General features: G+C 66.4%; 15 protein-coding genes and 1 pseudogene. 10 read left to right on the forward strand and 6 right to left on the reverse strand.

All coding sequences use genetic code 11. From position 1 onward, the window contains the following. The 3 genes from L810_RS19295 (at window position 1) to L810_RS19310 (ending at window position 2537) form a co-directional block, all read left to right on the forward strand. Complete coding sequence (locus L810_RS19295; protein ID WP_042975366.1) at window positions 1–897, forward strand: ABC transporter permease subunit; 897 nt, start codon at window positions 1–3, stop codon at window positions 895–897. Further along, window positions 894–1733 (forward strand): ABC transporter permease subunit, encoded by an 840-nt coding sequence (locus L810_RS19300; RefSeq protein ID WP_027788939.1) that lies wholly within the window; start codon window positions 894–896, stop codon window positions 1731–1733. The genes L810_RS19295 and L810_RS19300 overlap by 4 nt, the downstream gene beginning before the upstream one ends. Before the next feature lie 369 nt (window positions 1734–2102). Beyond that, the gene (locus L810_RS19310; RefSeq protein ID WP_021159945.1) at window positions 2103–2537 is read left to right on the forward strand and encodes a GNAT family N-acetyltransferase; all 435 of its coding nucleotides are present in this window, start codon (window positions 2103–2105) and stop codon (window positions 2535–2537) included. 139 nt (window positions 2538–2676) lie between these two features. Here the strand turns inward: L810_RS19310 and L810_RS19315 are convergent, their stop codons facing one another. Together L810_RS19315 and L810_RS19320 are read right to left on the reverse strand one after the other, a co-directional pair. Next, window positions 2677–3960, reverse strand: a complete 1284-nt coding sequence (locus tag L810_RS19315) for a cystathionine gamma-synthase family protein (RefSeq protein WP_021159946.1) — start codon at window positions 3958–3960, stop codon at window positions 2677–2679. A gap of 140 nt (window positions 3961–4100) precedes the next feature. Then, on the reverse strand, window positions 4101–4997 hold the full coding sequence (locus L810_RS19320) for a LysR family transcriptional regulator (RefSeq protein WP_021159947.1): 897 nt from the start codon (window positions 4995–4997) through the stop codon (window positions 4101–4103). A 139-nt stretch (window positions 4998–5136) separates the two neighbouring features. Between L810_RS19320 and tam the strand changes: the two genes are divergently transcribed. Then, complete coding sequence (gene tam / locus L810_RS19325) at window positions 5137–5922, forward strand: trans-aconitate 2-methyltransferase (RefSeq protein ID WP_042975414.1); 786 nt, start codon at window positions 5137–5139, stop codon at window positions 5920–5922. Window positions 5923–5951: 29 nt separating this feature from the next. Here the strand turns inward: tam and L810_RS19330 are convergent, their stop codons facing one another. Next, window positions 5952–6542 carry a GNAT family N-acetyltransferase gene (locus L810_RS19330; RefSeq protein WP_021159949.1) on the reverse strand — a complete coding sequence of 197 codons (591 nt, stop codon included), beginning with the start codon at window positions 6540–6542 and terminating at the stop codon, window positions 5952–5954. A 746-nt stretch (window positions 6543–7288) separates the two neighbouring features. Between L810_RS19330 and L810_RS49775 the strand changes: the two are divergent. Continuing rightward, window positions 7289–7423: pseudogene (locus L810_RS49775) on the forward strand (porin); the annotation flags it as partial. A gap of 73 nt (window positions 7424–7496) precedes the next feature. Here L810_RS49775 and L810_RS19340 read toward each other — a convergent pair. Next, window positions 7497–9947 carry a phosphocholine-specific phospholipase C gene (locus L810_RS19340; protein WP_021159953.1) on the reverse strand — a complete coding sequence of 817 codons (2451 nt, stop codon included), beginning with the start codon at window positions 9945–9947 and terminating at the stop codon, window positions 7497–7499. A gap of 78 nt (window positions 9948–10025) precedes the next feature. On the opposite strand from L810_RS19340, the gene L810_RS47330 reads away from it, so the two are divergent. Continuing rightward, window positions 10026–10220, forward strand: coding sequence for a hypothetical protein (locus L810_RS47330; protein ID WP_021159954.1), 195 nt, complete (start codon window positions 10026–10028; stop codon window positions 10218–10220). Between the two features lie 77 nt (window positions 10221–10297). Here the strand turns inward: L810_RS47330 and L810_RS19350 are convergent, their stop codons facing one another. Both L810_RS19350 and L810_RS19355 read right to left on the reverse strand, forming a co-directional pair. Continuing rightward, on the reverse strand, window positions 10298–10978 hold the full coding sequence (locus L810_RS19350) for an HAD family hydrolase (protein WP_021159955.1): 681 nt from the start codon (window positions 10976–10978) through the stop codon (window positions 10298–10300). A 23-nt stretch (window positions 10979–11001) separates the two neighbouring features. Next, complete coding sequence (locus tag L810_RS19355; RefSeq protein ID WP_021159956.1) at window positions 11002–11946, reverse strand: choline ABC transporter substrate-binding protein; 945 nt, start codon at window positions 11944–11946, stop codon at window positions 11002–11004. Between the two features lie 269 nt (window positions 11947–12215). Between L810_RS19355 and L810_RS19360 the strand changes: the two genes are divergently transcribed. From L810_RS19360 to L810_RS19375, 4 genes are all read left to right on the forward strand, one after another. Next, complete coding sequence (locus L810_RS19360) at window positions 12216–12896, forward strand: MgtC/SapB family protein (protein WP_027789870.1); 681 nt, start codon at window positions 12216–12218, stop codon at window positions 12894–12896. A 43-nt stretch (window positions 12897–12939) separates the two neighbouring features. Next, the gene (locus L810_RS19365; protein ID WP_042975374.1) at window positions 12940–13707 is read left to right on the forward strand and encodes a DeoR/GlpR family DNA-binding transcription regulator; all 768 of its coding nucleotides are present in this window, start codon (window positions 12940–12942) and stop codon (window positions 13705–13707) included. Window positions 13708–13848: 141 nt separating this feature from the next. Then, window positions 13849–14349, forward strand: coding sequence for a molybdopterin-dependent oxidoreductase (locus L810_RS19370; RefSeq protein ID WP_021159958.1), 501 nt, complete (start codon window positions 13849–13851; stop codon window positions 14347–14349). 120 nt (window positions 14350–14469) lie between these two features. Further along, entirely contained in the window at window positions 14470–14793 is a 324-nt protein-coding gene (locus L810_RS19375; RefSeq protein WP_021159959.1) for a winged helix-turn-helix domain-containing protein, read from the forward strand. Window positions 14794–14854 lie beyond the last annotated feature (61 nt).

Genomic DNA, 14854 nt, shown 5'->3' on the forward strand with positions numbered 1-14854 from the left:
ATGCTGTCGCGCTTCCTGCCGTCGGGCCGCAGCGTCGCGATCGGCGTGCCGTTCGTGTGGCTCGCGATCTTCTTCGCGCTGCCGTTCGTGCTGGTGCTGAAGATCAGCTTCGCCGACCAGGTGATGGGCATCCCGCCGTACACGTCGCTCGTCGAGATCAAGGACGGCGTCGTGCACTTCGCGCTGCAGCTGTCGCACTACGCGTTCCTGCTGCAGGACGACCTGTACATCGCGACCTACCTCAGCTCGCTGAAGATGGCCGCCGTGTCGACCGTGCTGTGCCTGCTGATCGGTTATCCGATGGCGTACTACATCGCGCGCTCGGAACCGAACCGCCGCAACGTGCTGATGATGGCCGTGATGCTGCCGTTCTGGACGTCGTTCCTGATCCGCGTGTACGCATGGATCGGCATCCTGAAGGACGACGGCCTGCTGAACCACACGCTGATCGCGCTGGGCATCATCCACACGCCGCTGCGGCTCTATCACAGCGACGCGGGCGTCTACATCGGGATGGTCTATTCGTACCTGCCGTTCATGGTGATGCCGCTGTACGCGCACCTCGTGAAGATGGACCTCACGCTGCTCGAGGCCGCATACGACCTGGGCGCGAAGCCGTGGGTCGCGTTCACGCGCATCACGCTGCCGCTGTCGAAGAACGGGATCATCGCCGGCAGCCTGCTGGTGTTCATCCCGGCGGTGGGCGAGTATGTGATTCCGGAACTGCTGGGCGGCGCCGACACGCTGATGATCGGGCGCGTGATGTGGGATGAATTCTTCAACAACATGGACTGGCCGATGGCGTCCGCGGTGACGGTCGCGATGGTGATGCTGCTGCTGGTGCCGATGGCGCTGTTCCAGTACTACCAGGTCAAGGAACTGGAGGACGCGAAATGATCAAGCCGAGCAAACCGCTGTCGACGGGCGTCCTCGCCTTCGGCTTCCTGTTCCTGTACATCCCGATCATCAGCCTGGTGGTGTACTCGTTCAACGAGTCGAAGCTGGTGACGGTGTGGTCGGGCTTCTCGCTGAAGTGGTACAGCGCGCTGCTGGACGACGACGAGCTGCTGACCGCCGCGTGGCTGTCGCTGAAGATCGGCCTGTTGACGGCCACCGCGTCGGTCGTGATCGGCACGTGGGCGGGTTTCGTGCTCGCGCGCTTCGGCCGCTTCAAGGGCTTCACGCTGTACACGGGGATGATCAACGCGCCGCTGGTGATTCCGGAGGTTATCCAGGGCATCTCGCTGTTGTTGCTGTTCGTTGCGCTGGAGCAGATGTTCGGCTGGCCGAAGGGGCGCGGGATGGTGACGATCTGGATCGGCCACGTGATGCTGTGCGTGTCGTACGTGGCGATCATCGTGCAGTCGCGCGTGAAGGAGATGAACAAGTCGCTGGAGGAGGCGGCGCTCGACCTGGGCGCGACGCCGCTGAAGGTGTTCTTCGTGGTGACGCTGCCGCTGATCTCGCAGGCGCTGCTGTCGGGGTGGCTGCTGTCGTTCACGCTGTCGATCGACGACCTGGTGCTGTCGGCGTTCCTGTCGGGGCCGGGGTCGACGACGCTGCCGCTGGTGGTGTTCTCGCGCGTGCGGCTGGGGCTGAACCCGGAGATGAACGCGCTGGCGACGCTGTTCATCACGGCCGTGACGATCGGCGTGATCGTCGTGAACCGGATGATGATCGCGCGGGAACGGCGCCGCGTGGCCGACATGAAGGCGGCGTTCGCGGTGGCGTGAGCGCGGGCATGATGGTGTGACGGCACGACGAAAGCGACGGCGGGCGCATGACGGGCCCGCCGTTTGCGTGGGTCGCTTGCTCGCGGGGAGGGAAGCGGGGCGATCGTGTGCGGTGTGCGCGCTCATGACCGAGCGGGTCGGCTACGGTGACGGTGGCGACGCCACGTGCAAGGCGGCGCAGCCGCCGCGATTCGCAACGGTGCCCTTGGCGCCGGGTTTCGGGTTCCCGATTTGGCCAATCGACGTGTGGGAATGCCACATCGCCCGCGAGCAGCGCGGTCGCCATGCGGCGGGCGACGCGCTATAGTCGTGCGACGCCCGCCGACGGTGCGATACACCCGGCGGCCCATTCACTGACGCGCTCTGCCGATGACAGCCCTTCCCGACGTTACCCTGCGACTGACCGACACCGAACAGCCGGCGGTACACGATTTCATCAGCCGCAAGCTCGGCGAATTCAATCACGCGATGACGGGGCGCGCCGACGCGGCCACGCTCGACGTGTACGTGACCGATCCCGCGACGGGCGAGATCGTGGGCGGCCTGACGGGGCGCACGTCGCTCGGCCTCTTCTTCATCGATCTGTTCTACCTGCCCGAATCGCTGCGCGGCGGCGGGTTCGGCAGCCGGCTGCTGCGCGAGGCCGAAGCGGAAGCGAAACGACGCGGATGCGCGCGGGCGGTGCTCTACACGATCTCGTTCCAGGCGCCGGATTTCTACCGGAAGCAGGGTTACGAAGCATTCGGCGAAGTGCCGTGCGAACCGGAAGGCACGTCGCGCGTGTTCATGGTGAAGGTGCTTTGAAAACCGGCTCGGCCGGCGCGCGTCGTGCGGTCAGATTGTCGTGGCGATCACCTTTCGCGTGTAGCTGGCGAGAGTGGCCGGATCGACGAACCGGCCTCTGAAATATCCGTCGCCGTTCGCGTCGGATACGAGCGTCTGATCAGCAACGCTCCAGCGCGTACGACAGGTCGGCGATCAGGTCGTCCGGATGTTCGAGCCCGACCGACACGCGAATCAACCCTTCCGACACACCGGCCGCTGCGCGCGCGTCGGCCGGCACGCCCGAATGCGTCGTCGATGCCGGATGGCAGATCAGCGACTCCGTGCCGCCGAGACTGACCGCGGACTTGAACAGCGTCAGGTGGTTGATGAACCTGAACGCCTGCTCGCGGCCGCCGTCGAGGATGAACGCGAACGTCGAGCCGGGCCCGCTGCACTGGCGCCGGTAGACGGCCTGGTAGGCCGGATCGTCGATGAGCTCGGGATGCAGCACGCGCACCGGCCGATGCGGATTGCCGGCGAGCCAGCGGGCGACGGCGCTGCCGCTGCGCGCGGCCTGCTGCATGCGCAGTACGAGCGTTTCCATCGAGCGCGTGATCATCCACGACGAATGCGGGTCGAGTTGCGAGCCGAGCGTGCTGCGGACCGAGCGGATCTTCGTGATCAGGCTGCGGGTGCCCGTCACGCCGCCGGCGACGAGGTCGCTATGCCCGCCGATGTATTTCGTCAGCGAGTACACGCTCAGGTCGATGCCTTGCCGCGACGGCTTCTGATACAGCGGCCCGAGCAGCGTGTTGTCGCAGACCGACAGCGGGCGATAGCCGTGCCGCGCTTCGAACGCATCGATTTCGCTGCGCAGCCCGTCGAGGTCGAACAGCGCGTTGGTCGGGTTGGCGGGCGTCTCGATGTAGCACATCCGCACGTTGCCCTTTTGGGCGGCCGCTTCGAGCGCGGCGCGGATCGCGCTGGTGGACAGCCCGTCGGCGATCACTTCGGAGCGGATGCCCCACTCGGGCAGGAACTTCGAGATCAGCGTTTCGGTGCCGCCGTACAACGGCACGGACTGGACGACGCAGTCGCCCGGCCGCAGGAACGTCAGCAGGATCGTGGCGATTGCCGACATGCCGCTCGACGTCACGACGGCGGCTTCGGAATCGTCGAGCAGCGCGAGGCGATCCTCAACGATCTCCAGGTTCGGGTGATTGAAACGGCTGTAGACGAGGCCCGCGCCTTCGCCTTCCGGCGAAGGCTTGCGCCCGGCCACGACGTCGAAGAATTCGGCGCCGTCCTCGGCCGTGCGGAACGCGAACGTCGACGTGAGGAACACGGGCGGCTTCACCGATCCTTCCGACAGGAACGGATCGTAGCCGTACGACATCATCTGGGTTTCGGGATGGAGTTCCCGGTCTGCAATCTTGCGCTTGTGGTAGTTGCGATAGGCCATGCGGTGCTCCGTGCAGGGGTGGTGAGGAACGGCCGTTGCAGCGGCGGCACGACGTGTGCGGCACCGGGTAGGCACCGTTCGTCGCGACCGCGTGACGCGATACTACCCGAAGGCATGGCCTTCGTGACGCGGGGCTGTCACTATCGAGAGGGTGTCGCCTGTTCGACGATCATGTCGTACAGCGCACGGGCGGCCGGCGACAGTTGCGCGCTCCGGCGCGTGACGAGCACGAGCGTGCGCGACACCGCGGGCTCGACAAGTTCGATCGTGCGGATCATCGGGTACGCGTTTTTCTGGATCGCGAGCTTCGGCACCACCGCCGCGCCGAGCCCCTCCGCGACGAGCCCGAGCGCCGTCGAGCTGCGCTGTACTTCGTAGAACGAATGCAGCGACACGCCGCTCGTCTTCAGCGCGCCGTCGAGCAGCCCGCGATTGCCGCTCACTTCGCCGGCGAAGATCAGCGGATGCGGTTGCAGGGCGGCCCAGCGAATGCGCCGCCGCTTCGCGAGCGGATGATCGTCGCGGCACACCAGTACATACGGGTCGCTCGTCAGCGGGACGTTGACCAGTTCGGGATGCTGGTCGCCGGCGATGCCGATGCCGAACTCGGCCTCGCGATGCAGTACGGCCTGCAGCACCGACGCCGACGCGTGATCGAGGATCTTCACGCGATCGTGCGGGCGGTGCGCGGAGAATGCGCGCAGGATGCGGGGCAGGTATTGCACGCCGACCGTGGGCACGCACGCGATCGTGACGTCGCCGCGCTGGCTCAGGCCGGTTTCGCGAATTTCGGTGAGCGCGTCGGACAGCTCGTTCAGCAGCCGGCGCGCTTGCGGCAGGAAACGGCGGCCGATTTCGGTGAGGGTGGTGCGGCGCGTGGTGCGCTCGACGAGCGCGACGCCGAGAAAGGTTTCGAGCTTGCGCAGCCGTTGCGTGATGGCCGTCTGCGTGACGTGCAGCGTATCGGCCGCCTGCCGGAAGCTGCCGCCGTCGGCGATCGCGACGAAAGCCTGGACACCGAGCGTATCGATTTTCATCAGAATTTTGAATCAATCACGATATTAAATTCATTTTACTGAACTTCACGACAACCGCAGAATGCTTCGCATCGACGGCCCCCGCACCGCGCACGCGGGCAGCGGCACGGCCGTCCACGCCGACCAGGAGGAGAACGACATGACGACCCCACTCGATCGATACGCGGCCCAGTACGTGCAATTCGAGGACGAACGCACGCGGCCGATCCGCGATCTGCTCGCCGCTGTGCCGAACACGCCGATCCGTACCGCGATCGACATCGGCTGCGGGCCCGGCAATTCGACGGAGGCGCTGATCGCGCGTGCGCCGGACGCAACGGTCCACGGAATCGATGCGTCGGCGGACATGATCGACGCCGCGCGCACGCGCCTGCCGGACCTGCGTTTCGACGTCGTGGATATTTCGACGTGGGACGATCCCGGCGGCTACGACCTGATTCTCGCGAATGCGGTGCTGCAATGGGTGCCCGCGCACGACACGCTGTTTCCGTCGCTCGTCGGCCGGCTCGCGCCGGGTGGCCATCTGGCGGTGCAGATGCCCGACAACCTCGACGAACCCGCGCATCGGCTGATGCGCGAGGTCGCCGCGGCCGGGCCGTGGGCGGACAAGCTGAAAGGCGCGGCACGCACCGAGCGGTTCGATGCGCGTCATTACCACGCGCTGCTGTCGCCGCTGTGCTCGCGCGTGGACGTGTGGCGCACGACCTACTACCACCCGCTGCGCGGCGGTGCCGATGCGGTCGTCGAATGGTTCAAGGGGAGCGCGCTGCGGCCGTTCCTCGCGGCGCTCGACGACGGCGAGCGCGCGGCGTTTCTCGCACGGTATCGCGACGCGATCGCGGGCCCGGGCGGTTATCCGGCGCTTGCCGATGGCACCGTGCTGCTGCCGTTCCCGCGTCTGTTCATCGTGGCGACGCGGGCATGATCCGGATGTGATGCGCGTTCGGCGGTGCGTCAGCGCGCCGGCCGCATCGATTCCGGGTCGACCGTGCGGATCCGTGCGGTCTGCCCGTCGCGCAGGTCCTTGTACCAGAACAGTGCGACTTCACCGTCGTTCTCGTCGTCCGCGTACAGCAGGCGATCGTGGCCGCCCAGCACGAAGCCCGAGCGGGCATAGGTGCTGCACGCGGCGACGTTGTTCGACTGCGTTTCCAGCCGCATGAAGCCGAACCCGTGGCTGCGCGCCCAGGATTCGGCGGCCGCGAGCAGCAACTGTCCGATGCCTTGCCGCCGGCTGCGGCGGTCGACGGCCAGCTCCGCGATCTCGGCCATCCCGTTCCAGCTCTGGCTGATCGCCACGAAGCCGGCGAGCCGGCCGCCGGCCGTCGCGCGAAAGAGCGCCGTTTTGCCGGTTGCCTCGTCCGCCCAGCCGGCCGGATCGAAGCCGTAGTGCTTGCGGCGCGCCGGCAGCGCGCGCAGATCGAGCAAGTCCTGATACGGCGCGTTCAATTCCCACGCGATGTCGAACGAGAAGTCGCATCGATCCAGTTCGTCGGCGGGAATCGCGCTCGTCTGTTCGATGCTGATGTGTTCGGCTCGGTCCATGTGTCGGTGTCCTGTCTTCTGCGGGATGGCGTGGTGTTGTCGGTGATGCGATCGCCGGCATCGTGAGGTGCGCCGCATCGAGTGTGTGCGTGCTGCGGATTTTTGCGCCCGCACAATTCGCCGCGCGCGAGACCGGCACAGACTGGCTCCTCTCGTGACGGCGAAACGCGGGCAAACCGTGAACCGGATGGCGACGCAAACGTGTGCGGGATGCGCGCGCCAGCCAGGGCGCACTTTCAACCGCCTGATTATGCTGGATTTCGGCATGAGGCCATCGCCGGCATCGACGCGATGCGGGCTGCCGTGCGTCGCGACTTCGATCCGGGTGACCGCCGGCCGCCTGCGGAGGAAAGACGACAGGATTCCGAATAGTTGTTTACCGTTTCGTGACGACTCGATATATTCCGAAAAATATATCGAAGGGCGTGGCGTCGTCAGGCGCTACGTCGTCCACCCGCTCCACGAAAGCCGGAAGAGATGCTGACCTGCATCGCCGGAGCAACGCGTCGTCGCGGCATGCGCAATCGGTGCGCACGCTCGCCGGCGCTGCAACACAGGCGGCCGCTCGCGGCATGCCACATCAGCAGGCCCATACCGGTACCGAAGCGAAGCATCGTGCATGCGCATGACGCGTATGTGCGCGCGGCGATCCGGTGGCTCGCGTTCGTCAATCAGTCGGTGATTCGTCAACACGCCGCGCGTCACGCTGCGACGCAGACGCGCGTCGACCACAACAGGAAGTGAACATGAACAAGACCATCGCGGCCGCAGCCGCACTCGGGATGTTCGGTACCGTCGCGCACGCGCAAAGCAGCGTCACGCTCTACGGGCTGATCGATGCGCCCGTCGCGCGGGCAGCGCGAAGGGGAACGCATTCGGGCGCAACGCGGCACGTCGCGCCCGAATGCGTGCCGGCCCCATGCAGGCGGCCGGCACGGCACGGTCAAGCCACCGTCAGATGTTGATCGTGACGGGCCCCGCGAGCGGCGTGTAGCCATCGTCGAACAGATACCACGCGTCGTACTGCCCCGACGCCAGCGTGCTGTTGGCCGTGGACGAGAACAGCAGCGAGCCGGTGCTCTTCGGCAGGTACGCCCACGACTTGTAGCTGCCCTTGGTCGGCTGCGCGCCATGCGCGAAGATGCCCACCCAGTTCTTCGGGCTGTGGCTCCACGGCGGCGCGACATAGTCGAACCGCAGCGTGCCGAACGTCGAGCCCTGCGACGCGATCGACGCGACGAACTTCTTGCCGGTATTGCCGATCGCCGAATCCGTGAGCAGGGTGCCGGATTGCGCCTGCACGCAGCCGGCTACGCGGCGCAGGAAATTCGGGTCGTTCGCGTCGCGGATGCTGGCGTCGTACCAGCCGCCGTCGCCGTACCACGTGACGGCTTGCGTCGCGCCGGCGGCGACGGTGATCGACTGCCGCGTGTTCATGCCGTACGCATTGTCGGTGAGCTGGAACGTCGTCGCGACCGAGCCGGCGGCGTTGTCGAGCGTGATCTGTACGTTGCCGTTGGCCACGTCGTAGCACAGGCTGACTTCGGCGGTCGATCCGGTGTTGCCGGACGAGCCGATGCTGCCGCGGAACGTCTGCAGGAAGCCGTTCGGGCCGTAGACGGAATAGTCGTAGCTGCCGCCGGCATTCAGCGCGAGCGAATCCGACAGGTTCGCGCACTGGCCCGCGCCGGCCGCGATCGTGTAGTGCCGGGGGATCGCGCTCGTGCCGTCGACCCATACCTGCAGGTGGACGCCGGCGGTGCCGGTGTTGGTCATCGTCAGTGACAGCGCGTTGCCGGCGCGGTTGACCTTGCCTTGCACGAAGAACTCGTAGGGCAGGCGGCAGGCGGTGCTGCGGCCGGCCGTCTGCGCCGGCACCGCAGTGGTGGTCGGGTAGGGGATCGGGACGGTCGAGCCGTTCGGGTTCATGTTGCTTGCCGGCGGCTGGATCGCGGGAACCGTCTGGTCGGCGTTCGAGAAATCGAAGGCCGACGTCAGGTCGCCGCAGACCGTGCGTCGCCACGGCGTGATGTTGGTTTCCTGTAGCCCGAAGCGCGCTTCCAGAAAGCGGATCACCGATGTGTGATCGAAGACCTGCGAATTCACCTTGCCGCCCTTCGACCATGGCGAGATCACGAACATCGGCACGCGCGGGCCGAGCCCGATCGGCACGTCGCCGCTCGCCGAGCCGTCCGATGCGGCGCCGCTGCCGGAGACGAATTCGGCGGCCGTCGAGACCGTGGAGCGGCCGGTGCCGGCAGCGGAACTGGCCGGGACGGCCGGCGGCATGTGATCGAACAGCCCGTCGTTCTCGTCGTACATGACGAGCAGCACCGTGCTGGCCCATACCGCCGGATTCGACGTCAGCGCATCGAGAACGCTGCTGACGTACCATTCGCCGCCGCTCGCGGCCCACGACGGGTGCTCGCAGTATGCGTAGGGCGCGGCGATCCACGATACCTGCGGCAGCGTGCCGTTGGCGACGTCGGCCCGCAGCTGGCTGAAGAGGTTCGTGTCGTATTCCTTGCCGCCGCCTGACGGGTCGATCTGCGTGCCGTTGAGCGCCGGCGCGAGCGGGTCGCCTGCACCGAGGTTCTGGTATTGCCTGAAGTTCAGGATGACGTTGTCGCCGTAATTGCCGTTCCACCAGAGATCGCTCTTGGAGCCGTTGTATTCGCCGTAGCCATGTGCGGCATCGAGGCCGTTGCCCTTGTCCTGGTAGAACTTCCACGTCACGCCGGCCGTGTTCAGGCGCTCCGGCATCGTGGTCCAGCCGGTGCCCGTCATCGTGTTCGTCGTGTACGGAGAGTAACCGGCGACGTTGCCGCAGCACCCGGTCCACAGATACAGGCGGTTCGGGTCCGTCGGGCCGAGCATCGAGCAGTGGTACGCGTCGCACACCGTGAACGCGCTCGCCAGCGCGTAGTAGAACGGGATGTCCTTCTGCGTGAAGTAGTACATCGTGCCGCTGGTTTTCGCGTCGGCCCAGTTGTCGTAGCGGCCGTTGTTCCAGGCACTGTGCGTGCCGTTCCAGCTGTGATCCAGGTCGCCGTAGTAGGTGTCGCCGTTCGCCGTGCCGGAGGGCGGGGACGGGTTGAACGGAAACACGTAGGACGTCAGCCAGGGCTGGCGCCACACCGGATACCCGCTCGAAATCACGACCGGCCGAGGGTCGCCGAAGCCGCGCGCGCCGCCCAGCGTGCCGAGGTAGTGGTCGAACGAACGGTTTTCCTGCATCAGGATCACGACGTGCTTCACGTCCTGGATCGTGCCGGTGACGGTGGCTGCCGGAATGGCCTGGGCGCGCGCGATGCTTTCGGGCAGCATGCCCGTGATCGCGGTCGCGCCGGCGAGCTTCAACGCGTCGGCGAGGAACTGACGTCGTGTCGTGGGTTTGTTTTGCATGATCGCTCTCTGTCGTGGATGGCCGGCCCCGGGGCCAGCGTCGGTCAGTGGCACGTGCTCGCGCAGTGGAGGACGGGCGTGGATGCCGAACCCGGTGCGGCCGCGCGCGCGGCCGCCACGTTGGCCGCGGTGCCCGAGTCGCCATCGCCGCAAGCGGCCAGCGTGCACAGCAGCGCGATCATGAAAACGCCGCGCCAGTGCGGAAAGCGGCTTTCCGAACGGCGCGACCTGACGACAGGCTTTCTATTCGACTCGAATCGGATTCCTGAATGATCGAGGCCGGTGATGCGTGTTCCGTATTTCATTACCCCTCCCGACATGAAAATGGACAGCAGAGAATATCGCCCGAATCAGAACAACTTCATGACAGGCCACCCGCGCGTGCCTGCCACCTGCAAAAGCCTCGAATCGGGATTGGTGGCGACCGGATGCGTGACGTAATCGAGCAGCGGCACGTCGTTGATCGAGTCGCTGTAGAAGTAGGTGCGCTCGAAATCCGACGGCGCGTAGCCGAGCGATTCCAGCCACGCGGTCGTGCGCACGATCTTTCCTTCGCGGAAGCTCGGCACGCCGGTGCTGCGGCCGGTAAACGCGCCGTCCGGCGTGCCGTCGTCGGTATCGAGTTCGATGCCGAGCAGGTGCTCGATGCCGAATTCGGCCGCGATCGGCCGCGTGACGAAGACGTTGGTCGCCGTCACGATGCAGCAGAGATCGCCGTTTTCGCGATGCCGCCCGACCAGCTCGCGCGCCTGCGGCGTGATCGCCGGACGGATCACTTCGTCCATGAACCGCGCATGCCAGCGCTCGAGCACCTTGCGCGGATAGCGGGTGAGCGGCGCGAGCGTCACGGCGAGATACGCGTTCATGTCGAGCGTGCCGGCCGCGTAATGACCGTAGTGCTCGTCGATCAGCGCGGCGTGCGCGTCGTCCTCGCGCCAGCCGACCCGCGAGATGAAGCGGGCCCAGGCCTGGTCGCTGTCGAGCGGCAGCAGCGTGTGGTCGAGATCGAACAGCGCGAGATTCTTGTACATGCCGGGTTCCTTGTCTTGCGGGCTTACGCGCCGATCCGCTTGTCGATCGCATCCTTCGCATTCTTTCCGTCGATGGTCGTCACGCCGTCGAGCCACTTCGACAGCACGCCGGGATGCTTCTTCGCCCATTCCCTGGCCACCGCGACCGGGTCCGCGTGATTCATGATCGGCACCATCAGCTGGTTCTCTTCGTCGGTCGTGAACTTCAGGTTGGCCAGCAGCCGGCCGACGTTCGGGCAACGTTCGAGATAGCCGGGCGTGACGAGCGTGTAGACCTTCGCCGACCCGTAGTTCGGGCCGAACACGGTGTCGCCGCCGTCGAGATAGGTGATCCGGTAGTCGATGTTCATCGGATGCGGCTCCCAGGCCAGGAACACGATCATCCGGTGCTCCTGCACGGCGCGCGTCACCTGCACGAGCATGCCGGCCTCGCTCGATTCCACCAGCTTGAAGCCGCCGAGCCCGAACTCGTTCCTGTCGATCATTCGCTGGATCAGTGCGTTGCCGTTGTTGCCGGCGCCGATCCCGTAGATCTTGCCGTCGAGCTGGTCGCGGAACCTGGCGATATCGGCGAAGCGCTTGAGCCCCTGGTCGGATGCGTATTGCGGCACGGCCAGCGTATAGCGCGCGCCGACCAGGTTGGGCTCCGGCAACTGGTGGACGGCGCCGGCGTCCACGAACGGCTTCACCGTCGGCGTCATGCTCGGATCCCAGTAGCCGAGGAACGCGTCGATCTGCGCCTTCTTCACGCCGGCCAGCACGATCGGCGGCGACGCGATCGTCTTGGTCGCCTCGTAGCCGAGCCCGTCGAGCAGCATCATCGCGACACCGGTGGTGGCCGCGATGTCGCTCCAGCCGACGTCGCCGAGCGTCACCTTTTTACAGACGTCGCCTTCCGATGCGTGAGCGGGGGCCGTCGCCAGCGCCGCCAGCAGGGTTGCGGCCAGCATCCATGCCTTCTTCATCATGTTGGTCTCCTAAGCAAGTGTTCCGGATCGTGTTGCCTGAATGGTCTGACGATTGATCGTGCCGATCGGATGAAACAAACGAACCTGGGTCTGGCTTTGCAGTTTTTCGTACCGTATATTAGAAAGCACAAAATCGCAAGATTGCACAAAAATACAACTCGCCGGGTGCCGGGTGCGGCAACGGGCGGGCGCAGGCAGGAAGAACCGGACGGCGGCCCCATGCGGGCCGCGCTTCATCGGATGGACCAGGCAAAGCAAGGAGAATTCGAATGATCAGTCAGCTGGAAATCGTGTCCCGCCTGTTGCTGGCGGCATTGCTCGGGAGCCTCGTCGGCATCGAGCGCGAGCGCCTGTCGTGGGCGGCCGGATTGCGCACCCACATGCTGGTGGCGGTGGGCGCCGCGCTCGTGATGGTCGTGTCGGCGTTCGGCTTCGCGGACGTCCAGAACGCGAAAAACGTGTCGCTGGACCCGTCGCGCGTCGCCGCGCAGGTGGTGTCGGGCATCGGCTTCCTCGGCGCCGGTTCGATCATGCTGCGCGGCGAGATCATCCGCGGCCTGACGACCGCGGCGAGCCTGTGGGTCGTGGCGGCGGTCGGGCTGGCCGTGGGCGGCGGGATGTATGTGGCCGCAATTGCCGCGACGGCGATCGTGCTCGCGATCCTGGCCGGCCTGAAGCCGATCGAGAAACGCTTGTTCGCGACGCGGCAGCGCTGGGGCGTGCGTATCCTCGCGAGCCGCGGCGCCGTGAAGCTGACGTCGCTGCAGGCGATGCCCGGCATCGACCAGGCGCGCATCGTCCGGTTCATCATCGAACAGGACGACGCCGCGCCGGACGACGACCGCATCCACGTGGTGTTTTCGAAGATGACGAGCAGCGAGTGCCAGGCGGTGCGTCAATCCCTGCAGACCCTCGTCGGCATCAAAAAACTGGAGGAGAGCGCTGCGTAGTTCGCCGTTCGAATAACATTGACGTTCATTCCGAGGACATTCCATGTGGCAAGAAGAGCGATACCAGAGAATCCGGCTTCTGTTATCGAAGATGCAGCGGGTTTCCACCGACCGGATCATGGCCGACCTGAACGTGTCGCGGGAAACCGTGCGTCGCGATCTCGTCGATCTCGAAGCGCTCGGTGAACTGAAGCGCGTGCACGGCGGCGCGGTGCAGGTGGGCGACGAAGCGCCGATCGCCGAACGCGCGCAGACCCACGTGAAAGCGAAGCTGGCAATCGCGTGCGCGGCGGCCAGGCTGGTCACGGGCTCGCAGACGCTGTTCATCGACGCGGGCACGACCACGACACTGCTGGCCGAGGAACTGGCGAAGCTGTCGGGCCTCACGATCGTCACGAACTCGATCGACGTCGCGCTGAAGATGCGGTCGAGCGACCCGGGGCAGGCGAGGAACGAGACGATCCTGCTCGGCGGGATGATCGGCACCCGCGCGGCCGCGACCGTCGGCGACGGCACGGTCGCCGAGATCTTCCGCTATCGCGCCGATCTCGCGCTGCTGTCGCCGGTCGGCGTCGATGCCGTCCGCGGCGCGACCAACTACGACCGGATGGAAACCGAAGTGGCGCGCGCGATGGTGAGCAACGCGGCGGACGTCGCGATCCTGGCCGATTTCAGCAAGCTCGGCACGAACAGCCGGATCAGCTTCTGCGAGCCGGCGCGGATCGGCGCACTGGTGACGGACGCAAAGGCGGAATCGGTCGACAGTTTCAAGAGCCTGAAAAAGGTCGTCAAGAACATCGTGCTGTCGTAGTGCTGGGCGGCGCCGAGCACGATCGGCCGCCGTTATGCCGCCCATGCGGCGCGCATTCCGCCGGCCGGTCTTTTCGCGGCGTAATATATCCGCCGATACGACGCAGGCCTGCCCATCGGCAGGCCGTCATGGAGGCGGGCGATGGAGAGGGCAGGGACGGCGGCGCTTTCGGCGCAACAGGCGCAACAGGCGGCGGCAGGCACGATCGCGCTGACGGGCGCATTCGTGCGGCCGATGACGTTGACGCTCGACGATCTGCGCCGGCACGCGAGCGCGACGGCCGGGCCGTTCGACCTGCGCTGCTTCACGACGAACCGCTTCATCCGCTCGGTCGCGCCGTATCGCGGCGCGCGGCTGAAGGACCTGCTCGACGCGGCCGGGCTGCGCAACGACACGCCGGGCGACTTCAAGCGCATGGTGTTCATCGCGCATGCGCACGACGGTTACGCGGTCACGTTTTCCTGGCATGAACTGTTCAACACGCCGGTCGGCGAACATGTGATCGTCGCGTGCGAATGCGGCGACGCGCCGCTGTCGATCGACGACGGCGCGCCGCTGCTGTTCTCGGGCGCCGACCTCCTGCCCGCGCCGCGCCACGTGAAGCGGCTGGCCGGCATCGTCGCCCGCGTGCTCGAGGTCTGAACCGGCGCGCGGGCGGCTGGCATGCGTCGCATCGGCCATCGTGTATGCTTGCCCGCATCGTTCAAAGGGCGGCACAACATGAAGACACCGGCACACCCCAAGCCTGAAGTGCGATTCAGGATGCGTATCCAGCAGGCCGACACGATCGCGCTCGGCCCGGGCAAGGTCGCGCTGCTCGAAGCCGTGCACGAACACGGTTCGATTTCGGCGGCGGCGCGCAGCCTGAAGATGTCGTACCGGCGCGCGTGGCTGCTGATGGACGAACTGAACCGCTCGCTGAAATCGCCGGCGACGGTGTCCGAGCATGGCGGGCAGAGCGGCGGCGGCAGCGTGCTCACGCCGGTCGGCGAGGAGATCATCCGTCTCTATCGCGGGATCGAGGCGCGTGCCTACGCGGCGTGTGCCGACGAAATCGCCGCGCTCACGAAAATGGTGCGGCGCTGATGCGCGCGCTGCGCGAGCGCTTGCCCGGGGCCTGTTGATGCTGGAGACGCGCTTGCACACA

This window comes from Burkholderia sp. AU4i, from assembly GCF_000466765.1.
Lineage (GTDB): Bacteria > Pseudomonadota > Gammaproteobacteria > Burkholderiales > Burkholderiaceae > Burkholderia > Burkholderia cepacia.

Excerpts from the sequence above, each read along its gene's own strand:
- L810_RS19355 (WP_021159956.1), bottom strand. The coding sequence starts at position 11,946 with ATGATGAAGAAGGCATGGATGCTGGCCGCAACCCTGCTGGCGGCGCTG.
- L810_RS19370 (WP_021159958.1), top strand. The coding sequence starts at position 13,849 with ATGGAGAGGGCAGGGACGGCGGCGCTTTCGGCGCAACAGGCGCAACAG.
- L810_RS19365 (WP_042975374.1), top strand. The coding sequence starts at position 12,940 with ATGTGGCAAGAAGAGCGATACCAGAGAATCCGGCTTCTGTTATCGAAG.
- L810_RS19350 (WP_021159955.1), bottom strand. The coding sequence starts at position 10,978 with ATGTACAAGAATCTCGCGCTGTTCGATCTCGACCACACGCTGCTGCCG.
- L810_RS19340 (WP_021159953.1), bottom strand. The coding sequence starts at position 9,947 with ATGCAAAACAAACCCACGACACGACGTCAGTTCCTCGCCGACGCGTTG.
- L810_RS19360 (WP_027789870.1), top strand. The coding sequence starts at position 12,216 with ATGATCAGTCAGCTGGAAATCGTGTCCCGCCTGTTGCTGGCGGCATTG.
- L810_RS19315 (WP_021159946.1), bottom strand. The coding sequence starts at position 3,960 with ATGGCCTATCGCAACTACCACAAGCGCAAGATTGCAGACCGGGAACTC.
- tam (WP_042975414.1), top strand. The coding sequence starts at position 5,137 with ATGACGACCCCACTCGATCGATACGCGGCCCAGTACGTGCAATTCGAG.
- L810_RS19375 (WP_021159959.1), top strand. The coding sequence starts at position 14,470 with ATGCGTATCCAGCAGGCCGACACGATCGCGCTCGGCCCGGGCAAGGTC.
- L810_RS19330 (WP_021159949.1), bottom strand. The coding sequence starts at position 6,542 with ATGGACCGAGCCGAACACATCAGCATCGAACAGACGAGCGCGATTCCC.
- L810_RS19295 (WP_042975366.1), top strand. The coding sequence starts at position 1 with ATGCTGTCGCGCTTCCTGCCGTCGGGCCGCAGCGTCGCGATCGGCGTG.
- L810_RS19310 (WP_021159945.1), top strand. The coding sequence starts at position 2,103 with ATGACAGCCCTTCCCGACGTTACCCTGCGACTGACCGACACCGAACAG.
- L810_RS19300 (WP_027788939.1), top strand. The coding sequence starts at position 894 with ATGATCAAGCCGAGCAAACCGCTGTCGACGGGCGTCCTCGCCTTCGGC.
- L810_RS19320 (WP_021159947.1), bottom strand. The coding sequence starts at position 4,997 with ATGAAAATCGATACGCTCGGTGTCCAGGCTTTCGTCGCGATCGCCGAC.